This window comes from Streptococcus sobrinus DSM 20742 = ATCC 33478, from assembly GCF_000686605.1.
Lineage (GTDB): Bacteria > Bacillota > Bacilli > Lactobacillales > Streptococcaceae > Streptococcus > Streptococcus sobrinus.
In genome coordinates, this window is sequence record NZ_JMLC01000014.1 from 25,302 (window position 1) to 47,299 (window position 21,998).

At 45.9% G+C, this 21,998-nt stretch carries 20 protein-coding genes; 4 read left to right on the top strand and 16 right to left on the bottom strand.

What is annotated here, in order from left to right; genetic code table 11:
* Window positions 1–112: 112 nt before the first annotated feature.
* The 3 genes from BS63_RS0106005 to BS63_RS0106015 are packed head-to-tail and all read right to left on the bottom strand — an operon-like array spanning window position 113 to window position 2,986.
* Complete coding sequence (locus tag BS63_RS0106005) at window positions 113–1,339, bottom strand: tetratricopeptide repeat protein (RefSeq protein WP_002961741.1); 1,227 nt, start codon at window positions 1,337–1,339, stop codon at window positions 113–115.
* Entirely contained in the window at window positions 1,329–2,495 is a 1,167-nt protein-coding gene (locus BS63_RS0106010) for an AI-2E family transporter (RefSeq protein WP_019770332.1), read from the bottom strand. Before BS63_RS0106010 ends, BS63_RS0106005 begins: the two co-directional genes overlap by 11 nt.
* 8 nt (window positions 2,496–2,503) lie before the next feature.
* On the bottom strand, window positions 2,504–2,986 hold the full coding sequence (locus BS63_RS0106015; protein ID WP_002961744.1) for an NUDIX hydrolase: 483 nt from the start codon (window positions 2,984–2,986) through the stop codon (window positions 2,504–2,506).
* 134 nt (window positions 2,987–3,120) lie between these two features.
* On the opposite strand from BS63_RS0106015, the gene BS63_RS0106020 reads away from it, so the two are divergent.
* From BS63_RS0106020 to BS63_RS0106030, 3 genes are all read left to right on the top strand, one after another.
* Window positions 3,121–4,137: a lactonase family protein gene (locus tag BS63_RS0106020; protein WP_002961746.1), complete on the top strand. Its 1,017-nt coding sequence runs from the start codon at window positions 3,121–3,123 to the stop codon at window positions 4,135–4,137.
* Between the two features lie 198 nt (window positions 4,138–4,335).
* Window positions 4,336–5,148: a sugar phosphate isomerase/epimerase family protein gene (locus BS63_RS0106025; protein WP_002961748.1), complete on the top strand. Its 813-nt coding sequence runs from the start codon at window positions 4,336–4,338 to the stop codon at window positions 5,146–5,148.
* Between the two features lie 70 nt (window positions 5,149–5,218).
* Window positions 5,219–5,410 (top strand): hypothetical protein, encoded by a 192-nt coding sequence (locus tag BS63_RS0106030; RefSeq protein WP_002961750.1) that lies wholly within the window; start codon window positions 5,219–5,221, stop codon window positions 5,408–5,410.
* A 364-nt stretch (window positions 5,411–5,774) separates the two neighbouring features.
* Here BS63_RS0106030 and BS63_RS0106035 read toward each other — a convergent pair whose 3' ends face one another.
* The 13 genes from BS63_RS0106035 to BS63_RS0106095 all read right to left on the bottom strand — a co-directional run bounded on the left by BS63_RS0106035 (window position 5,775) and on the right by BS63_RS0106095 (window position 20,424).
* Window positions 5,775–6,872 carry an NAD(P)/FAD-dependent oxidoreductase gene (locus BS63_RS0106035; RefSeq protein ID WP_002961752.1) on the bottom strand — a complete coding sequence of 366 codons (1,098 nt, stop codon included), beginning with the start codon at window positions 6,870–6,872 and terminating at the stop codon, window positions 5,775–5,777.
* 7 nt (window positions 6,873–6,879) lie between these two features.
* Complete coding sequence (locus tag BS63_RS0106040; RefSeq protein WP_028798491.1) at window positions 6,880–7,704, bottom strand: ZIP family metal transporter; 825 nt, start codon at window positions 7,702–7,704, stop codon at window positions 6,880–6,882.
* Between the two features lie 9 nt (window positions 7,705–7,713).
* Window positions 7,714–8,502, bottom strand: coding sequence for a Nif3-like dinuclear metal center hexameric protein (locus tag BS63_RS0106045; protein WP_002961756.1), 789 nt, complete (start codon window positions 8,500–8,502; stop codon window positions 7,714–7,716).
* Window positions 8,492–9,178, bottom strand: coding sequence for a tRNA (adenine(22)-N(1))-methyltransferase (locus BS63_RS0106050; RefSeq protein ID WP_002961758.1), 687 nt, complete (start codon window positions 9,176–9,178; stop codon window positions 8,492–8,494). The genes BS63_RS0106045 and BS63_RS0106050 overlap by 11 nt, the downstream gene beginning before the upstream one ends.
* A gap of 126 nt (window positions 9,179–9,304) precedes the next feature.
* Window positions 9,305–9,997 (bottom strand): DnaD domain-containing protein, encoded by a 693-nt coding sequence (locus BS63_RS0106055; protein WP_002961760.1) that lies wholly within the window; start codon window positions 9,995–9,997, stop codon window positions 9,305–9,307.
* A gap of 9 nt (window positions 9,998–10,006) precedes the next feature.
* The gene (gene metA / locus BS63_RS0106060) at window positions 10,007–10,951 is read right to left on the bottom strand and encodes a homoserine O-acetyltransferase MetA (protein ID WP_002961762.1); all 945 of its coding nucleotides are present in this window, start codon (window positions 10,949–10,951) and stop codon (window positions 10,007–10,009) included.
* A gap of 173 nt (window positions 10,952–11,124) precedes the next feature.
* On the bottom strand, window positions 11,125–11,643 hold the full coding sequence (locus BS63_RS0106065) for an adenine phosphoribosyltransferase (protein WP_019769346.1): 519 nt from the start codon (window positions 11,641–11,643) through the stop codon (window positions 11,125–11,127).
* A gap of 250 nt (window positions 11,644–11,893) precedes the next feature.
* The gene (locus BS63_RS0106070) at window positions 11,894–12,631 is read right to left on the bottom strand and encodes a cyclase family protein (RefSeq protein ID WP_002961768.1); all 738 of its coding nucleotides are present in this window, start codon (window positions 12,629–12,631) and stop codon (window positions 11,894–11,896) included.
* Window positions 12,632–12,815: 184 nt separating this feature from the next.
* On the bottom strand, window positions 12,816–14,096 hold the full coding sequence (locus BS63_RS0106075) for an O-acetylhomoserine aminocarboxypropyltransferase/cysteine synthase family protein (RefSeq protein ID WP_002961769.1): 1,281 nt from the start codon (window positions 14,094–14,096) through the stop codon (window positions 12,816–12,818).
* Window positions 14,097–14,393: 297 nt separating this feature from the next.
* Window positions 14,394–16,688 (bottom strand): DNA helicase PcrA, encoded by a 2,295-nt coding sequence (pcrA, locus tag BS63_RS0106080; protein ID WP_002961771.1) that lies wholly within the window; start codon window positions 16,686–16,688, stop codon window positions 14,394–14,396.
* Window positions 16,689–17,067: 379 nt separating this feature from the next.
* Window positions 17,068–17,508 (bottom strand): DUF7679 family protein, encoded by a 441-nt coding sequence (locus BS63_RS0106085; RefSeq protein WP_002961964.1) that lies wholly within the window; start codon window positions 17,506–17,508, stop codon window positions 17,068–17,070.
* 68 nt (window positions 17,509–17,576) lie between these two features.
* Window positions 17,577–18,605: a LacI family DNA-binding transcriptional regulator gene (locus BS63_RS0106090; RefSeq protein ID WP_002961965.1), complete on the bottom strand. Its 1,029-nt coding sequence runs from the start codon at window positions 18,603–18,605 to the stop codon at window positions 17,577–17,579.
* 184 nt (window positions 18,606–18,789) lie between these two features.
* Window positions 18,790–20,424 (bottom strand): glycoside hydrolase family 13 protein, encoded by a 1,635-nt coding sequence (locus BS63_RS0106095; protein WP_002961967.1) that lies wholly within the window; start codon window positions 20,422–20,424, stop codon window positions 18,790–18,792.
* A 272-nt stretch (window positions 20,425–20,696) separates the two neighbouring features.
* Here BS63_RS0106095 and BS63_RS0106100 point away from each other — a divergent pair, with 272 nt between their 5' ends.
* Window positions 20,697–21,923, top strand: a complete 1,227-nt coding sequence (locus BS63_RS0106100) for an extracellular solute-binding protein (RefSeq protein WP_019771899.1) — start codon at window positions 20,697–20,699, stop codon at window positions 21,921–21,923.
* Window positions 21,924–21,998 lie beyond the last annotated feature (75 nt).

A 21,998-nucleotide genomic window follows, 5' to 3' on the forward strand; every position in this document is an offset into this window, starting at 1 on the left:
CAATTATAGCACGTTTTTTCAACTTTTCTAGTCCCAAAGTTTGTGATTTTTTGAACATCGAAAATGACTAAATTGGAAGGAGGCCTTTCAGTCTCAAATCTTCTTTATTAGTTTAATCTTCCAAAAACTCAGCCATATTCATATCATCTGGAATCAATTCGAGGTAGTGCTGGGCGATTTGACGGGCCTGATCGCGATAGCCAAATTCTCTTAGAATATAGGCATAATCCTGGAGGAATTCTGGATTATCCTTAAGGTCCTCAGCGATAGCTTGGAAATGTTCCAGGGCCTCTTCTTCTCGGTCTAGGGCTTGATAGGCCTTGGCCAGGTTCCACTTGGTCAGGACACTGTCAATATCTTCTTGCTCCAGAGCCAGGACATCCGGGTAGCGCTCTTCTTCCAGATAGAGATTGGAGAGTCGCATGAGCACATCCTCAAGATCCTCAGCCAAATCCTTAGCTGATAGGAGATATTTCTCAGCTGTCCTGCTATCGTGATTTTCATAGGAAAGCTGAGAGGCCAAAAGCAGGAGCCGACTATCAAATTCATTCTTGGATAGGCCCTGTTGGGCTAGCTTGAGGGCCTCTTCAATCTTGTGCTCGGCATGCAGGGAGAGGGCGTAAACATATTCATAACCCTCAAAATCAGGATTCATGGTATCCAGCTGTTTGAAATAAAGATTGGCCTTTTGGTAATCTTCTTGGTCGTAGAGAATACTTGCCAACTCAAAGACAGTGGCGTCATCATATTCAATCTGAACAGCCTTTTCCAGAAATTCCACTGCGGCTTCAAATTTTCCTAGACCAGCATAGGCACGCCCAATCCGCTGATAGGTAGATATGCCTGTTGCTTCTAAAATTTCTCGATTGTCCAGCTGGGCATATTCTTTGATGGCTTGGTCATAATTAGCCAGTTGATAATCTAGTTCAGCTAGGCCAAAAAGAACCAAGGGTTCTTCGCTGATTTGCCAGGCTTCCAGTATCTTTTCGCGAGCCACATCGCTCAAGCCTTCCATATCGTAGAGGTCAGCCATGACCATCAGGGCGGAGAGATAATTCTCATCCTCGGAACTAATCCTGTCTAGATAGCCGAAGGCCTCCTCTAGCTGGCCGTCTTCGGCTGCAATCTGGGCCAGATTAATAGCTACTTCAGGATAAGAAGCTAATTCCTGCAGATAAATTTCCTTGGCTTGGGGTAAAAAGCCAATACTTTCTAAGTATTGGGCTAGGGACAAAAGAGTCTCGGCATCATCGTCTGCCAAGGCTTTCTTGAAATATCTATTAGCGTGATTCAAGTCTCCCTGATCTAGAGAGGCAATCATTTTTTCACTATTTAGCACGTTCCTGCTCACTTTCTTCATTATAAAGACCACTGAAATTGCGGTACCAGTCAAAGATTTCCTTGACAACAACCTTGAGGGCTGAATAGACAGGGATTCCCAAAAGCACTCCCCAGATACCAAAGACAGATCCAGATGCCAAGAGGATAAAAAGAATCATGATGGGATGGATGCTGAGCTTGGAACCCAAAACCAGAGGCGAAACGAAACGGCCTTCAATGGTCTGTTCAATTGCAAAAACAATCAAAACCTTGACCAGCATCAAAGGACCTTCAACCAGACCCAAGATAATGGCTGGCAACATAGCCAGAAAGCTCCCCAAATAGGGAATCAGATTCAGGCAACCTGCCAGAATTCCCAAGGCAACAGCATAGCGAAGGTCAATCAGACTGAACATGATGGAAAACATGATACCAACTACGATGGCCACCGTCACTTGCCCCTGCACATAGCCCTGCCACTGGGAATTGACATCGCTGATAATCCGAGATAAGGGCGTCCGCCATTTGACAGGGAAGGTCTTGAGAATGGAGCCTTTAAGTTTATCACTGTCCCGCAAGAGATAAAAGACGATAAAGGGCATCATGATGATGGCAATAGCCACTCTGGTGACAGCTGAAGCGAAATCACCCGCCCAGCTCACGATGTTCTTAGAAAAATTCTCGGCATAGCCAATAGCCTTACTACTGTAATTATTGACCCAGTCTTCAAGTTGAGGGCGAATAGCCTCAAAACGATTATCGGCAATAATCTGATTAACCTGTCTTTCGACTGATTTGATATAGTGGGGCAGGTTATTGATGAAGGACATGATTTGATCCTGCAACATTGGGAAAAAGCTGGAGCCCCCCCAAATTAGGAGGCCTGCAATAACCAGATAGACCAAACTGATAGCCGTGACCCGATTGATAGGCAGATGTTTTTCCACAAAATTAACAATCGGCTTGAGCAGATAATAAAGCAAGACCGAAATGACAATGGGCAGCATGATGACGGTCAAGAAACCTGCTAGAGCCGTGAAGATAAAGCCTATTCTAGTCAAAAGGTAGAGGGTCAGAAAGGTCAAAATCATAATGACCAAGGCAGAGACAAAGCGATTATCAACGACCCACTTATAAAACCAGCTCTCGTAAAATTTTTCGTTTTTCTTATCCATGATTTTCCTTATTTATCGTAAAATGTGACACTTTTTTCAACCAGCTGACCAGCTGAGTCGTAGGCAAACTTTGCTGAGAAGAAGGGACGGTCTTCCAAAATCCATTTAAAGATTTCATAGTCCCCTTCCCAGGTGGGCTTGGAGAGGACCTGGTCATAAGGAACCCATTCAAGAGTGCCTTCCCGCGACTCCTCATCAGAAATCAGTTCTCCCTCAAAATCTGTCACCTTAAAGACATAGGTGTACCAATCATGACCTGGCGTAAATTCAGGGAAGGTAATGATTCCCTTGAAATCCATGTCCTTGACGGTAAAATGGGTTTCCTCGAAAATCTCTCTCTTAGCACACTCATCTGGGCTTTCTCCTGCTTCCAACTTGCCTCCAACAGAAATCCACTTGCCCTCATGGACATCATTGGGTTTCTTGTTGCGGAGCATGAGCAGAAGTTCTTTTCCGTTATCAATGTAACAAATGGTTGCTAGCTTGGTCATAGAGCCTTCTTTCATTACTTGCGATAGTATATTTATTTTAACAAAAAAATGCTATAATTTCTCTATAGAAATAAGGCTTGATGGTGGTTTGCGTTCTATCAGGCAAACCAGTCAGCTAAAAAAGAAAGGCTCGCATGGAAGAAATCTATTTTGGTACCTATACAAAACGACAGTCCCAAGGGATTTACAAGGCAGATTTTGATAATGAGACCGGGCAGCTGTCTAATCTGCAGCTAGTGGTCAGCCAGCAAAATCCAACTTATCTGACTTTTAGCAGCGATGACTGTCTCTACAGTATCGCTAGTGATAAGAATCAAGGCGGAGCGGCTAGTTACACTCCTGATTTTCAGCCGCTCAACCAAATTCTTGAAGAAGGACCGGCTCCTTGCTATCTGGGCTCAGATGATAAGCGAGGCCTCCTTTTCTCTGCCAACTATCATACGGGCCAAGCCCTGATTTACAAACGTCAGGCTGATGGCCAGCTAGAGCTTGTTAATCGCATAGTCCACCAAGGCTCTGGGCCTCATGCCAACCAAAGTCATGCACGGATTCATTTTTCCGACATCAGTCCTGACCGTTACCTGATAACCTGTGATTTAGGGACAGACGAATTGACCAGCTATGCTATAAATGAGACTGGCCTGGTACAGCCTATTGATAATTATCAGTTTCCATCTGGGAGTGGCCCCCGCCATCTGACCTTCCACCCTATTTTCAAACATGCCTTTGTTGTCTGCGAATTGGATTCAACGGTTCATAATTTGATTTATCAAGGTTGTGGAAATTTTGAGGCTTACCAAACTATTACCACCCTGCCAGATGACTACAGCGGTTTTAACGCTCCTGCTGCTATTGAGGTCACTAGTGATGGCTGGTTCATCTATGTGTCCAATCGTGGCCACAATTCCATCGCCTGCTATCGCTTTATTCTGGATGGCTACATCCATTTGATTGATATTGTCCCCAGTCACGGTCAAACGCCAAGAGATATCTGCTTGACGGCTGACGAAAAGTATCTCTTGGTGGCTCATCAGGTTTCGGACAATGTGACCGTCTTCCAACGCCATCCAGAAACAGGCAGGTTGACTGAACTCAGCCATGATTTTCAAGTATCCGAATCTGTTTGCCTAGTCAATCGGCCAAAGTCTTAAGGGACTGCGGGCTATGAGATTGACCAAAATATGGGCAGCCATAGCAGGTCGTCTCCAAACGGCCAAAGTCTAGTTCATAATCAGTCCTAAGCAACCGCCCCACAATAGTTGACTAGGGCAAAACTTGACCACTAGCTCCAAGGCATTGGAACAATGAAGCAGGCAATGCACCATTAATTTTAAAAAAGGGATGATAACATGTTCAAACCCATTTTAGGGCTCAAGGCTTCTGCCGATCCTCAGCAATTAGCCAGTCGCCTCCGCTACAAACCAGAGGTTTTTGAATTTTACACCAGCCAAGATGACTTTTCGAAAGAGGGCCTCAAACGTCTCGCAGAGGCGATTCTGCAGGTTCAAGACCAGGCTACTAGGCGGATCATCCTCCATCAGCCCATGAAGTATCAGGGGGAATTTCTGGAGATGATTACACCCCAGGAGATTCTGCCCGAGACCTACTACTTCCTAGAGAAGTCAACCAACGATTTGTTGGAACTGGCTTTTGACCATGACTGTCAGGTGCTAATTCATGGTTCCTATGAGCTTAAAAATCCCCAGGTGCTGGCTTACTATAAAACTTTGGAGCAGGCTCGCCAGACTTCCTTTGAACGTTTGGATTATTTTAGCCAGCTGGGTGGTCAGCGTATTCTTTTTGAAAATGGGATTTCCCCCATATTTTTCTTTGGCGACCCCGATTATGACCAAGAAATTCTTAAGCGGGGCTACCGCCTGGCCTTTGACACCTCCCATGCTCTGATTAAGGCCCAAGGAAATAATCAGATCCTACTGGATTCGCTGGAAAGATTGAAAGCCAACATTCACTACTACCATTTGGTTGATAGTATGGGGATGACCCACGATAGCCTGACTCTGGGAGAAGGCATTACGGATTGGCCCCAAGTCTTGCAGCGACTCAACCCCAAGGCTTCTGCCATCTACGAAATTGTCGTCAAGGATGTCAATGATCCCAAGGAACAGCTGGCCAGCCATGAGTTTTTAAGCAAGCTAGTTTGATATTTAAAAGCTTTATGCTTTAATAAAAGAGTAAAAAGGCTCACGAGCCATAAAATAAAGGAGAGAGACCATGAATTCAAGTGAATTATTTAACCAAGTCAAGGAACTGATCGAGAAGAAAGACTTCTCGGCTGCTCAGAAATTTATCGACCAACACAAGGACGACCTGGGTGATTATCTTGATAAGGCCAAGGACCTCTTGGCTGGTGTCAAAGGTGCCGATGGTGTTCTGGATAAAGTTAAAGGACTGTTTGGTAAATAAAGAAATTTTGATGAGAGGTGGGTCCTGTTGGACCTGCTTTTTTAGCATGACATGACCTCTCCAGAACTATCAGTCGAAAGTTCTGAACTTCAAAATGTAATAGGTCCAATGTGACAAGATAATCTACTAGGGCGAAAAATTGTCGAAGCTACTCCTTTTGCCATTGGTACCCAATGAGTGATAAAAATTGCTTTTATAGATTTGCACTTTGATTTCACCCCATTCTTGGTCACTAGAAAACCTTGAGCTTGCGAGTCTTTTTTGGCAACAGCTCGTCATCACTTGTCCATTTGCTAGATGCCTCTACCTCCAAGAATCTAGCCTTTCATTTTCAAATTAAAAAGGGCGAGAAATTCTCAGCCCTTTAATTTTTACTGATGTATTTTTCAATGGAATAATCTTGAATATCTAATTGACCTCTTCGGCCAACTAGAAGGTTGACCAATTCCTTGGCAATCAGAGGACCTGTGGTTAGACCAGACGAGCCCAAGCCTGATGCTGCAAAGACACCTGTTAAGCCAGGGACTTGTCCATAAAAGGGAGAAAAGTCGCTAGTGTAGGCCCGAGTTCCCACTCGTTCCCGATACTGCTTGGCTTGAGCCAATATGGGCAGATAGGTCTGGGCCTCCTTTTCTAGTCCCTGCAAGGCCTGAGGGTCAGGTGTCAAATCATAACCCTGGTTATTTTCATGGCTGGCTCCAACAGAAATCTGCCCTTCCTTAAAAGGAATGATGTCCAGTTCGCCTTCTGGCATGACAACAGGCAGGGCCTCGGTCGCAAAATCTGTAAAGTAATAGTCTCGCAACTGCCCCTTCTGCGGGCGAACATCCACTTGGTAACCAAGCGGTTGCAGGAGATTAGGGAGCCAGGCTCCCGTTGCCAACAGGACCTGATCAAAGGTCTGACCCTCAATGAGGTAAGTACCATCGGCCAAGACTTGCAAACTGACCTTGGCTTTGACAACCTGACAGCCAGAAGCTCGCAGGAGGGTCTGAGTCAGATTGGCTCCTTCCACCCGGGCCCCACCTGAGGCATAGAGAAGTTGGTCAAAGCCCTGTAAATCAGGGAGCCGCTTGGCTACCTGAGCTTGGTTTAAAATCTCCAGCTGCCCAATCAAGGGAGATTCCTCCCGTCGTTTACTGGCTAGATCTTTTAATTCAGCCAACTTACTTGGGTCCCGCTTAAGCAGGTAGACGCCAGTCTGCTTATAGAAACTGCTATCCCAGCCGTCGGTCTGCAAGTTAGCTATCAGCTCTTGATAGAAATCAGCACCCAGACGAGCCATCTTATACCACGCCTTATTGCGCCGCTTGGAAAACCAGGGACTGATTATCCCTGCTGCCGCCTTGGTGGCTTGGCCTTGGCCATGGTCAAAGACCGTTAGCTGACAGTCTTTTTCTTTTGAAAGATAATAGGCAGCCGTTGCTCCGACAATGCCTGCCCCTACTACTGCAATTTTCATATTTCTCCTAACCTAGGGCCACATCCATGATCATCATAATCACAAAGCCCAGCATCAAACCCAGGGTAGCAATATCGGTATTGCCATTGGTCTGGGACTCGGGAATTAATTCTTCAACCACAACAAAAATCATGGCACCAGCCGCAAAGGAGAGGGCATAGGGAAGAATGGGCATCATGAGCATAACCAGACCAGCCCCCATGACCGCTCCGATGGGCTCAACAATAGCCGACATGGAGCCCAGATAAAAGGCCCGCAGTCGAGACTTGCCATCCGCCCGAATAGGAATGGACAGGGCAGCTCCCTCGGGAACATTCTGGAGACCAATGCCGATAGCTAGGCCCAGGGCTCCCAAAAGAGCAGCTTGACTGGGATGGCCACCGGCTAGAGCTCCGAAGGTTACCCCAACTGCCAAGCCTTCTGGAAAATTATGGATGGTAATGGCCAAGAAAAGCAGAGCCGTCTTAGACAATTTCTTTGGTGGCTGCAATCCCTCGGCTTGGCTGACATCCTCCTTGTCCAAATGCAGGTGGGGAACCAGAGCATCGATCAAACGAAGGGCCAATCCTCCCACCAAGAAACCGGCTGCTGCCGGAATCCAGGACCAGCTTCCATAATCGACCCTCGCATAGCTGATAGAAGGCTCCAAGAGCGACCAAAAAGAGGCGGCAATCATAATACCTGCTGCAAAACCCATCATGGTGTCCAAGAGCCTGCGACTTATAGTCTTAAAGAAGAAAACGATAGCCGCACCAAGAATAGTACAGCACCAAGTGAAAAGGCCTGCCAGAAGAGCCAGCAGAACAACATTTTGCGATAAAATCCATTCCATACCGGTCTCCTAAAGATGACTAAAGGGATTGGTGGATGCTTGACTGGGAATCAACTCTAGGTCCCAGCCCGCTTCTGTCTTCCAAGCCGTCATCTTTTCCAACAATTTTTCAATAAAGAGCACTTCGATATGGTGACCCGGATCAAGAGCCATCAGCCCATCCGTCAGCATATCCTGGGCGGTATGATAATAAATGTCACCCGTGATATAGACTTGTGCCCCCTTAGCAAGGGCATCCTGATAGAAGCCTTGGCCACTGCCACCACAGATAGCCACTCGGCTAATAGTTGGATTGGCTCCATCGTAACGAACCAGCCTTATGCTATCCAAGCCAAAAACGGACTTGACTTTTTGGGCAAGGTCTTCCAAACTTTGGGGCTCAATCGATCCCACCCGACCGATGCCGTAGCCGCCAGAAGTCGGAGTCAAAATTTCTCTGTCCTTGATGCCTAGAAGGTCGCAGAACCAGTCATTGAGACCATCAGGAACAATGTCAATATTGGTATGACTGACATAGACTGCGATATCATGCTTGACCAGTTCTAAGAGAATATCATTTCGGGGACTGCTGGTCAAATCCTTGAGGGGACGAAAAATGGGGGCGTGCTTGGTGACAATCAGGTCGACTCCTTTTTCGACGGCCTCAGCTACCGTATTTTCCCGTACGTCCAGAGTCACCATAAGCCGCTTGATGGTCTTGTCTAGGCTCCCAATTTGGAGACCAGAAATATCCCCCTCCATGGAGAGCTCTTGAGGGCAATAACTTTCATATTTATCGATAAATTCCTTAGCCTTCATCCTGAATGGCCTCCTTGATTGCTTGAATTCTTTCTTCTAGAGCCTGGCGGTCAGCTTGGTTGGCTTCTGGAATCTTGCTTAGAGCTACTTGCAATTTCTCCAGCTCCCTTTGCCATTTGGTCAGAAAGCCAGCTGATTTTTCTTCTAAATGCCGAGGCCCAAAGCGTTTCTCAAAGTCATTGAGAACTTGCTGACCAGGCTGGGCGACAATGATTTCATAGAATTTTCCTTTTTCGCTCATGACCTTTTCGGCAATGATTTTAAAACCGTGATCAGACAGCCAGGCCCGGACATCATCCTCGCGATTATTGGGCTGGAGAACCAGACGCTCAAGGCCAGATAATTTTTCCTGACCAGCCGTCAAAATATCCGCAATTAAACGGCCACCCATGCCACAGATGGCAATGGTGGTCACCCCATCACTAGGCTCTAAGGCCTCAAGCCCATCTGCCAAACGGACCTGGATTTTCTGGTTCAAGCCAGCTGCTGTGACATTTTCCAGAGCGGACCTATAGGGACCTTGAACCACCTCGCTAGCGATAGCCTGACTAATCAGACCCTCTTGCAAGAGATGGATAGGCAGGTAGGCATGGTCGCTACCGACATCCAATAATTTAGCCCCCTGGGGAATGAAGTCTGCCACATCCAGCAGACGCTGTGAAATATTTGTTTCCATAAGCCCTATTATAGCAGAAAAACTGGCGTCTGCCCCCCTTCATTTTTGCCAGAAATATCCCCTGACTCTGATAACTCCTAGCAAAAAAGGCCGAACACTACTTTGGGTTCAGACCTTGTTCAACTATTATTCTCGCTCATTCCAAAGGTTCATGGCATTGAGGAAATCATCCGATACCTGAACCTTGCTTGGATTGGCCTGGTCTCGCTCTTGGCGACGTTCTTCAATCTGTCGAACCGTGGTAATGCCGTCACGAGTCCAGCGCCGTAAAATAGCCGTCAAATACTTCCAATTGCGCTTGCTGTTGAAAATACTTTCCTTTAGGGCCTCCCGAATCAAGTCAGGGCTAAGACCATCCTCACGCACATACTTTTGCAGGTCTTCCAATTCAAAAGGCGTCAGCATCCAGCCCGATTTTTCAAAATCATTAATCAGAGCTTGCAGGTCATTGGCATTGTCAAGCGGAGCTAACGGAGTTTGAGCCCCCTGATCATCCTGATTCAGCAGGTCATCCAAACGCTGGAGCACCGGACTGGCATCAAAAATAATATCGGTCTCACCATCCAGTTCAATCGTCTTCATGACCAAGAGCTCTTGATTGGTCAGATTGGAAATGGCTTGATTAACCTCTGCTACGGTCTTCCCTAAAGCATCTGCTACCCGACTGGAAGGCATCTCATCTATCTTGGTCGTATTTTGCAGATAGAAAAATTGCCAGACCAGATAATCATCGGCGGTTGAAAATATATCTTTAAAATGAAAGAGCAGGCTACTTGGCAGAACCAAGTTGCCCTTTTGATAATTGTCTAGAAAAGTCATAGTTCCTCTTTATAAATAACCGTAAAAACTGTTCCTATCTTCCAAGTCCTCCAGCCGATAAGGGGTTTCTTGGTAGACAGCATAGTTTAGCCAATTGGTGAAGAAGGTCGATGCCGCCAAACTCCAACGTAGCTGGGGCTGCTGACTTGGCTGACCTTGGGGGAAATAGTTGACCGGCAGACTTGGATCCTTGTGGGCCTTTAAATCTCGCTGGTACTCTCGCTTGAGAGTGTCACGGTCGTATTCCAGATGGCCAAAACTGTAGACCTCCCGCAGGTCACGACTAGCCAAAATAGAAAGACCCACTTCTTCTCCCTTGGCCAGGATTTGCAGATTTGTCTTAGCCCTAATATCTGTCTCCGTCACTTGAGTATGACGGGAATGAGGCGATAGGAAGCTATCATCAAAGCCCCTCAAGAGAGGTGAAAAATGTTCCACCACTTCTTGATGATAAATCCCCGATAGCTTGTGGTCCATGAGGACCTTGTCAACCCCGTAGCGGTAATAAAGGCCAGCTTGAGCTCCCCAACAAAGGTGCAAGGTCGAATAGACATGGGTCTTGGCCCAGTCAAAAATCTGACAGAGTTCCTGCCAATAATCCACCTGCTCAAATGCTAGGGTTTCCACCGGTGCCCCCGTAATAATCAAACCATCAAAATAGTCTTCCTTGACATCTTCAAAGGTCTTATAAAAGTTTTCCAAATACTCAGGTTTGGTATTTTTTGACTGATGACTAGTAGTGTAGATAAAGTCCAGCTTAATCTGTAGAGGTGTGTTGGACAGATAGCGTAACAGCTGAGTCTCCGTCGCCTCCTTGGTGGGCATGAGGTTGAGAATCAAAACCTTGATCGGCCGAATATCCTGCCCCCTGGCCCTGGTATCGTCCATGACAAAGATATTCTCATTCTTTAAAATATCAACGGCTGGCAATTTTTTATTGAGCGTAATTGGCATGAAAATACCCCCATTCTATAATAGATTACCTCTATTATAAAACATGGGGATAGGCTTTTCAAATAGAACTTCTCTAGGCTGGGCTATAACTAGAATCTATAGCTTCTACTCAATGCAAACCCAAATAGGATGGATCTACTTCGCTCCTCAAATCTTGAGATTTTCCAAACGTACTAGCCTGGGAAGTTCATCAAGATTTTACTATCGTATCCTTCAATAGCCTTGCGGCCATCAAGACCATCCAATTCAATCAGGAAGGCACAGCCAGCAACGATACCACCCAGACGTTCAACCATCTCAATGGTAGCCTTAACCGTACCACCAGTTGCCAGAAGGTCATCAACAATCAGCACCCTTTGACCTGGCTTAATGGCATCTGCATGCATGGTCAAAGTATCAATGCCGTACTCTTTTTGGTAGTCAGCAGAGATGACATCACGAGGCAATTTGCCTGGCTTACGGACTGGAGCGAAACCAACTCCCAATTCATAAGCAACAGGACACCCCACAATGAAACCACGGGCTTCAGGGCCAACAATCATATCAATCTTCTTGTCACTAGCGTATTGGACAATTTCCCGAACCGCATAGCTGTAGGCTGGACCATCTGCCATCAAGGGTGTGATGTCACGGAAGGTAATGCCTTCTTTGGGGTAATTTTCAATTGATGCAATGTACTTATTTAAATCCATAATGTTCTTTCTAGTGGCTTTCCGCCAAAATGTTTTACAGTTCATTATAGCACAAATCGAACAGAATGGTCTGAGAGACTTATTGAAATCTTGGCAGTTGAGACTGAACACTTTGGCATTAGAAAAGCCCAGTACAGATTTGTCTGGGCTTGGATTTTTTAGTCTAATTTGTCTAAGACAAGAGTTAACACCCATGAGAACCCTATCTCACTCACAAAATGTGGTACCTTTGAAGATTACCTATAAAACACTACTCTTCAACATAGGCGATAGCCCGAACTGGTGAGCCAGTAGCCTTTTCCCAGTGGGGATAGGCGATGGCGATGAAACTGCCTTTGGCTGGGACTTGGTCTAGGTTGGCCATCACTTCCAGCTGGTAGATGCCTTGCTCCAGCAGGTAGTACTCATTGAGCAGGGCACCATTCTTGGCTGCCGTCTGACCGCTATCTGTATCTAGGGTTTCATGACCCAGAGCCTTGACCGCTCTCTCTTTAATCAGAAATTCGATAGCTTCTCGGCTCCAGCCTGGAGTTTCCTGTGTGCCTTGAGCATTGAGGTTGCGGATTGCATCTTGGTCCGGCCACCTCTTTGACCAATCGCTCCGAAAGGCGACAAAGGCTCCAGCCTCGATCTTGCCATGTTCTTCCTCGAAGGCCAAGACATCATCCACCTTTAATTCATAATTAGGATCTTGGGCAACTTTTTCCGATAAATCAATAACATAGAGGGGCAGGAAAAGCTCTTCCAAGGGCAATTCGTCCAACCACTTACCACCTTCCACAAAATGGATCGGGGCATCAATGTGGGTGCCATATTGCCCTACAACCGTAAACTGCTGGACATGGAAACCATCCTTGAGGGTGAAGATGTCCTTTTTTTCCAGAGCCGGTAAGGCAGGAAAATGGGGACTGCTTTCGGAAATCTGATGGGTCAAATCTACTAATTTTGCCTTCTTAAAGGCCTTAAAAGCGTCACTCAAACTTACCATATAAATACCTCCAAACTTAAGGCCAATCTAGTGTCTGTCTCAGATCTGTTTGAAAATCTAACTCATATCTTACCTAGAGACTCGAGGACCTAAAATAATTTTTCCAAAGCCTAACTCAAATTCATTTTAGAACTTTGCTCAAATCGCTCCCAAGTCCTGACTCAAATTCAATTGAAAGTCTGTCTTAGATGTTATCAAGGGCCTGACTCAAGTCGGCAATCAAATCATCGATATTCTCTAAACCGATAGAGAGGCGGATTTGATTTTGACTGATACCGCAGGCTGCTAGATCGGCATCGGATAGCTGGCCGTGGGTCGTTGTCGCTGGGTGAACCACTAAGGATTTGGCATCCGCAACATTAGCCAGGTCGGAGAAAATTTCTAAGCTATCAATGACTGCTCTAGCTTCTTTACTGCCTCCCTTGACATGGAAGGTAAAGATAGAGCCTGCTCCCTTAGGCAGATATTTTTTCGCCAAGTCGTAATAGGGACTGGATGGCAGGCCAGGATAATTGACCTTCTCAACCTTGGGATGATTTTCCAAGAAATCCACAATCTTCTTGGTGTTTTCCAAATGACGGTCAACCCGCAAGGAGAGGGTTTCTAGGCCTTGGAGAAGCAAGAAGGCATTGAAAGGCGACAAACAAGCGCCGAGGTCACGCAAAAGCTGGGTCCGCACAGCGGTCACATAAGCGGCTGCTCCAACGTCTCGGGTATAGCTGAGATTGTGGTAGGATGGGTCCTCATCAACAAACTGCGGGAATTTGCCAGAAGTCTCCCAGTCAAAGCGACCGCTATCAACGATGACACCACCGATAGACGTTCCGTGACCACCGATGAATTTGGTGGCAGAATGGACGGCAATATCTGCTCCATGGTCAAAAACATTGATTAAATATGGGGTAGCAAAGGTGTTGTCAATAACCAGAGGAACCTTGTGGTCGTGGGCAATTTTCGCCACGGCCTCAATGTCCGGAATATTGATGAGAGGATTTCCCAGAGTCTCAATCAGAACCAACTTGGTATTGTCCTGGAGTGCTCCTGCCACTTTTTCCAGATTGTCAACATTGACAAAGCTAGTGGTAATCCCGTAGCGGGGCAGGGTTTCCTTGAGCAAATTGAAGGTACCACCGTAAAGGGTGGTAGCGGCTACCACATGATCACCGGTATGGGCCAGGGCCAGTATACTGTAGGTGATGGCTGCCATACCAGAAGCTGTCGCGACAGCTCCCACGCCCTTTTCCAAGGCTGCCATGCGTTCTTCAAAGACAGCTACGGTCGGATTGGTAATGCGGGAATAGATATTGGCTGGCTGACGCAGGGCAAAAATGTCCTCAGCTGCTTGGGCATCATCAAAGACATAGGAAGTCGTCTGGTAAATAGGCACAGCCCGAGACTTGGTGTCCGAATCAATGGGCTGGCCAGCGTGGAGTTGCAGGGTTTCAAATGAGTAATCTTTGGTCATGAGTTCTCTCCTATCTGATAAATTATTACTATTTTACACCTAAAACTTTCTCCAAGCCAATAGTTATCTAAGCAAAAAGGTTATAGCTGGGGGCTATAGCTTTCGAAGAAGTCGGCTGGCCATGGCTAGATCAAATGGCCCCCATCTTGAGGAAGAACTGGTGCAAGGCTAACTAGTCCATAGCCTGGGGAGGGACATGGCACGGACAAAGGGCCACATCCTCAGGAATGGAGATACCAATTCGAAGAGTCTGAAATAGACAAAAACTCCACCCGACTGGGCAGAGTTTGGAATTATTTACTTCTTCTCAATTGGAGCGACGCTTGCCAGGACCTTCTTGAGGCCGACTTCTGGAAACTTGATTTTCAGTTCCTGAGTCTTGCCAGTGCCTGAGACTTCTAGCACCGTGCCATCTCCCCATTTGCGGTGGTGGGCAATATCACCAATCTGCCAATCGACAGCGGATTTATCAGAAGCACCAGCCCCTTGGGCTTGGGCTCCGGCTGGCCGAGCAGTCGCAAAGGATTTTGGTGCTGCTTGTGCCTTTCTGGTCTGCAAGGCTTGGGCCAGACTCATGCCTTGACCAAACTTAGTCTCTCCGCTATCACGATAGGTAGCGGCAAAGGAGCTATTGGCCGGCCTTGCCAGACCTTGGTAGTCCAGCAGGTCATCAGAAATTTCCCTGATAAAGCGAGTTGGTCGGTTGTAGTTGGATTTCCCAAAGAGGGTCCGGCTGTTGGCGTTGGTCAGGTAGAGGACTTCTTCTGCCCGAGTGATGCCGACATAGGCCAGGCGACGCTCTTCTTCCAATTCATCGGGGTCTTCGGCGGCTCGGCTGAGGGGGAAGACATTTTCCTCCATACCAATCAGAAAGACAACTGGGAATTCCAGTCCCTTAGCGGCATGCAGGGTCATGAGGGTGACTTCTGCCGACTCAACATCGCCATCATCGGTATCAGCAATCAGAGCCAAGTCATTGAGGAAACGGCTAAGCTTGTCCAGACCAGCCTCATCTTCTGGGGCATCGTCCTTGTTCTCATCGAAATTCTTGGTAACGGTCAGGAATTCTTCAATATTTTCAATTCGTGCTTGACTTTCCAAGGTATTTTGCACCTGGAGGGCCTCCAAATAGCCTGTCTTGTCCAAGACCGCTTCAACCAATTCGGTCAGACTATAGTTGTCCAAATCAGCCCGCAGATTGAGCAGACTATTGGCCAAATCCCAGACGGCTTGGGCAGCCTTGCCCTTGATAGGAGAAAGCATAATTTGCTCGGAAGCTTCCAGCAGGCTGAGATTCTGCTCTAGAGCAAAAGTCCGAATTTTCTCCATCGTTCCTGGTCCCACACCCCGCTTGGGTTCATTGACAATCCGCTCATAGCTGATATTGTCATGGGTATTGGCTATGACATTGAGGTAGGAAATGACATCACGAATTTCCTTACGGCTGTAGAACTTGGTGCCCCCGACCATGGTGTAGGGGATGTTGGACTTGAGCAGGGCTTCTTCAATGGTCCGCGACTGGGCATTAGTCCGATAGAGGACAGCGAAGTCCTTGAAATCACGCCCATTTTCCCTGACCTCTTGGTCAATGGTTGAGGCAACAAAGACAGCTTCATCCCTTTCATCATAAGCCTGATAATAAACAATTTCTTGCCCCTCATCATTTTGGGTCCAGAGTTTCTTGGGTCTGCGGTTGCGATTATTGTTGATGACATCGTTGGCCGCTTGGAGAATCTTCTTGGTAGAGCGATAATTTTCCTCCAGAAGAACGACCTTGGCTTCAGGATAATCCTTTTCAAAATCTAGGATATTCTGCATATCAGCCCCCCGCCAGCCGTAGATGGATTGGTCGGCATCACCGACAACACAAATATTCTTAAAACGGGAAGCCAAAAGCTTAACCAGCTGATACTGGGCGTGGTTGGTATCTTGATACTCATCGACATGGATATACTGGTAACGCTGTTGGTAGTAGGCCAGGACATCAGGATTGCTGTCAAAGAGCCGCAAAGTCAGCATAATCAGGTCATCAAAGTCCATGGCCTCGCTGCGACGAAGTTCTTCCTGATAGACCTTGTAGCACTTGGCCACAATCTGGGTGTACATATCCCCTGCCTGCTGCTCATAAGCCACTTCATCAATCAGGTCATTTTTGGCATTAGAAATGGTGCCCAGAATAGCCCTCTCATTCCACTTCTTAGAATCCAGGTTGAAGCCCTTGATAATCCGTTTCATCAGGGTGCGTTGCTCACCGGGATCGACAATGGTAAAATTGCGGTCGTAGCCGATATGGTCGGCCTCCCGTCGTAAAATTCGCACACACATGGAGTGGAAGGTGGCAATCAGGGTTTCTTCGGTGGCTGGATTGAGGAGCATGGCTCGCTCCCGCATTTCCCTGGCTGCCTTATTGGTAAAGGTAATGGCCAAAATATTCCAGGGATTAACCATTTTTTCATCAATTAAATAGGCAATCCTATGGGTCAGGACTCGGGTCTTACCAGAACCGGCCCCAGCCATAATCAAAAGCGGCCCCTGAGTAGTTCTGACCGCTTCTGCTTGCTTGTCGTTCATTCCATTAAGTAAAGGATTCATCACATTTTTCCTTATAAGATACTAAGCCGTTAAACAACTCAAAAATTTAGAGAAAGCAAAGGTGCTGGTACCTAGGCAATTTCATCTAAAGTCAGAGACCTGTAGGCTTATATAATTCATTTTCGCTCTAAAATTATAACACAAATCCTACAAAGTTACTAAGAGATAGAAAAGGGAATATACTAATGGACAAACAAAATTCGGGCCAGCTAATAGGGAGTGCTCAAAAGCTCTAGGGTAAGGAAAAAGCGACCTCTGTGTAGACAAAATAGAAAGAACCCAACCAAACGGTTAGGCTCTCTCCGGAGATTATGAAAAAGAAAAGTTTATTTAGGATGACTATAGTATAACTACTCTTGCTTAAATCAGACTAAAGAAATCAAGCCTTTTGATTTTTTTCTAAAACTTTGCGATAGCGGAACCGCCAGCGACAATAATCTAAGGTGATTATCAATTTATTTCGCCGACTGAAATCATGACGTAGGAAGCGAATGCTTTCCTTAAAATGCCTCAGCCCAGCTGTTTGCCAATTCTCTCTGGTTAAAAATTGCCCTCTGGTTCGCCAGTACTGCTCTTCATAACGGTAGTAAAGTTTACGAACCCGAGCTAAGTGCATGAGGGGCTGGTAACTATTAGACTCCTTATAGACATCCGTCGGAACATTAATGAGGGCACCGTAGAGCAGATTTTTCCAATCATCGGGATGTTCGTGAAAATAGAGCCGCATGGGCTTTTGCAGGTCACGCGGGAGTTGATAATGCCAGCGTTTGCCGTTTAAAAATTCCACTTGGACATAGAAGATCTTCTTACGTTTTGCCACAATCTCTCCCCCTCCTATTAATTAAGTGCTATTATAGCACAAGAAGGATTTAGAAGCTCTTGATTAGCTTATGATTTTCGTGTTTTTCCAACGTAGCGCACACTTTCTCGCTCTTTCAATTTAAAAGGAACCAAAACCTTAGAGTGGTCCTTGGTTTTTTTCTGAATCAAGTCTAGAATACGCTCAAAGGAAATTCGGCCTAGACTAGAAATATTGATATCGAAAGAAGTCAAATAGGGGTGGAGAATTGAGGCATAGGCGGAATTGTTGAAGGAAATCAGCGACAAGTCCTCTGGCACTTTTAGACCTTGGAGGCTGAAAAATTCCATGACCTTGAGAGCTGTTAAATCATCAATAACGACAAGAGCTGTAATTCCTTCTGTTTGGACAAAATTGAGGAGTTTTTCCAAAGATGACGGCTCAGATTTGTCAAACAAGAAGGATGGATGTCTGGTTAGCTCCCTTAGATCTGTACCGATCCTATAGCCGATATAACGCTCCAGATAAATCTCACTGGCTTGGTCATCGGTTATAAAGAGAATATTGCGGTGCCCCCTGTCTGCCAGATAGTCAACGGCTGTGCGGGCCATGAGTTTATTATCATTGTCAACATAGGTAGTCTCATTTTCATAATTAACAGGCGTACCCAAAATAACGAAGGGAATTTGTTTGCGCATAAGGAATTTTTGAACAGGATCTTCAGCCATCGAGTAGAGAACAATAAAACCATCCACTCGTTTTTCTGCATACATCCGCTTTATCTGCTCCTCCAACTCACTGGCTGAAGGGCCAATAGCGATGGAGACCGTATAGTGATGCTCCTTGGCTTCATTATTGATGACCGTCAAAATCTCCATATTGAAAGGTTGGCTATGTCGTTCTTGCTTAATCATAGGCGGGAGGACAACCCCGATAGCATGACTGTCATTGCTGGCCAACATCTTGGCAGCTATATTGGGTACATAGCCCAGCTCCTTCATGGCCTTATTGACCTTGTCTTTGGTTTTTTGTGAAATGGCAGAGCTGTCCTGCAAGGTTCGGCTGACAGTCGAGGGACTGACACCAGCTCGCTCAGCTACATCTTTGATAGTAACCAAAATTTCCCCTCCCTTCTAAAACGCCTTGGGTGCTTTTCCAACAAAAGTAAATTATTTAAGCCCAGACAATAGACAAGCAAGTTCAGTACTCGCCTTGACGAGGGCTTCTCGCTGATATTTTTAAAATTTATTCTCTATAAGTCCAATTTGGGAGTAGATTTCCTTTGTTTTCTCGGACATTCGCTTAATTTTTAGAACGGCAATAGACATGATAGTCGTAGCCCGGCAATGTGAGTTCTGACTTTAGAAGCAGGGGCCGATTGAAAAGGGCTACTTCCTGCCAGTCAGCTAGGTCTAGGTCAGACAAGTCTAAGCCCAAGTCTTCCCCAGATAGGTTGACGATAACCAGATAGGAGACATCATGCAAATGCCTATGATAAGCGAAGACTTTATCTTGCCCCGTTTCCAGGGCTTGAAAGGTTCCTTGACTAACGACGGTGTCTTGATGTCGAAGCTCAATTAATCTTTGATAGAGGTGGAAAAGCGAGTCCTTATCAGCCAGCTGAGCCTGAACATTAATTGTCTTGTAATTGTCATTAACTTTCATCCAGGGTTGGCCTGTTGTAAAGCCAGCATTTGGGGAACAGTCCCACTGCATAGGCAGGCGGGCGTGATCGCGACTCCACTGGGTAGCCTGGGTCAGAGCGTCTTCCTCACTCATCCCCTTTTCCAACAAGTCTTGATAGGCCAGCTTGATACTATTAGAATCAATTTCATCAGCCGACTCAAATTGGCCATTGGTCATGCCCAGTTCTTGACCTTGAAAGATAAAGGGCGTTCCTCTTAAGAGAGAATAGGCAACGGCAAAAGCCTTGGCACAACCTTGACTGCCATCACCAAAGGCGGAAATAATCCGAGGAATATCGTGATTTTCTAGATAGAGGGCATTCCAGCCTCGCTCACTCAGATCCTCCTGCCAGCGTTTCAAAACAGCAATCAAACCGGCTACATCTCCTTGATTATCGGGAGTACGACGATTGTGCTCCCACTCAATAATCATGCTGATAAAGCCCGTTTTCTCATCGGTCCAAGCAGGGGCCTGCTTGCTGGAAACACCGGAAGCCTCGCCAACTGTCATGACCCCATATTGATCAAAGATCTCCTTGAGGTCAGCCATATAGGCTTCAATTCCTGAGACATTCATAAAGGGTGCCCAAGGGCCATCTCCTTCCCAAAATTGGATTTTAAAATCCCAGGCTTCCTTTTGCAGGTGGCTGATGGCATCAAGGCGGAAACCATCAAGGCCGAAATCCAGCCAATAGCGAATCATCTGATAGATTTCTTCTCTAAGCCGAGGACTCTTCCAATTCAAGTCAGGCTGTTTGGCATCAAAAATATGAAAATAAGCTTCCTTGGTCCTCTCATCATAGGTCCAAGCCGAGGTACCTTGAAAAGATTTCCAATTATTGGGCATCCTGTCAGGGCTGGCCGGCTGCCAAAGATAGTAGTCGCGATAGGGATTGTCCTTAGATTTTCTAGCCTCTTTAAACCAAGGGTGCTGGTCAGAAGTATGGTTGACCACTAGGTCCATAATCAGCTTTAAACCCAGGGAATGGGCCGTCTCCAAGAGCTGTCTCAAATCCGCCAGACTGCCAAACTCAGGATTTATACTATAGTAATCGGAAATGTCATAGCCATTATCAACCATGGGAGAGGCATAAACCGGATTGAGCCAGAGAACGTCAACGCCCAGCTCCTTGAGATAGGGGAGTTTTTCTATAATACCAGGTAGGTCCCCCTTGCCATCTCCATTACTATCCTTAAAAGAACGAGGATAAATTTGATAGACAGTCGCCTTCTGCCACCACTTTTCTTTCATAGAGCTTTCCTCCATTTTTGTAAGCGTTTTTACACAATTCTAATGTAACACCTCTCTGGGCAAATTGCAAGACTTTATGCAAACGATTGCATTTTATTTTGTAATCTTTTGTAAAATCCTTAAAAGACTGATTATATAGCCTTTTTAACGAATTTTTGGCTATCATACCATGATATATTTTAAAAATTTTTCTAAAAATACTTGACTTTTTTTGCAAACGATTTCATAATAAGAGTGTAAATTAAATTTTTATGTTTTAGGAGGAAATAAACATGAAAAAATGGAAAAAGATTGTTGCAGGTGGAGTCGCTCTTCTATCTGTTGCAACTCTAGCAGCTTGTTCTGGTAACAAGTCTTCTGACACAACCCTGAAGCTCTGGGTTCCAACTGGTGCTAAGAATTCTTATTCTGCCACCATCAAGGAATTTGAAAAAAACAACAAGGGTATCAAGATTGAAGTCAAAGAATCTAACGACTCCAAGGCTCAAGAGGTTGTTTCAAAAGATGCTGCCGCTGCTGCTGATGTCTTCTCCATGCCACACGACCAACTCGGTCAATTGGTTGAAGCAAAAATCATCCAACCTATTCCTGACAAATACGTCAAGGAGGTTAAGGCTAACAACGTTGAAAATGCGGTAACAGGTGCCCAATATAAGGGCAAAACCTATGCTTTCCCATTTGGAGTTGAATCGCAAGTTCTCCTCTATAATAAAAATAAATTATCTGCTGAAGATGTAAAATCTTATGAAACCATGACCTCTAAGGCCAAGTTTGGTAACAGCCTCAACGAAGTCAATGCTTATTCTGTTGCACCTCTGATGTTATCAGTCGGTAACACCCTCTTCGGAGCTAACGGTGAAGATGCTAAGGGAACCAATTGGGCAAACGAAAAAGGTGTTGCGGTTATGCAATGGCTGGCTGATCAAAAGAACAATTCTGGTTTTGTTAATGTTCCTGACAATGAAGCTGTTTCTAAATTCGGTAACGGCGCAGTTGATGCCATCGAAACTGGTCCTTGGAACTACCCAGATGCAGTTAAAGCACTTGGCAAAGATAAGATGGGCGTAGCTGTTTACCCAACCGTTCAAATCGGTGGTCAAAAAGTCCAACAAAAAGCCTTCATGGGGGTTAAACTCTATGCCGTTAACCAAGCTCCTGCCAAGGGTAATACAAAACGTATCGCTGCTGCTTACAAGTTAGCTTCTTACCTGACTGCTAAAGATAGTCAAGCAAACCAATTCAAGACTCGTAGCATCGTACCTTCTAACAAGGAGGTTCAAGCTTCAAGCGCTGTAACTTCTGACCCATTGGCTAAGGTTGTCGCAACCATGACTAGCTCTAGCGACTATACTGTCGTAATGCCTAAGATTAGCCAAATGTCAACCTTCTGGAATGTATCAGCTCCATTGCTTAGCGGACCTTACTCTGGTAAGATTGCTCAAGCTGACTACATGACTAAATTGCAACAATTCGATAAAGACTTGGCTGCAGCGAAATAGGTCTCATACCTTTCTTAAATAGAAAAGACCGGGAGGTTGGGATTAGAATCCTAGCCTCCCTATCTTTTCTTGAGA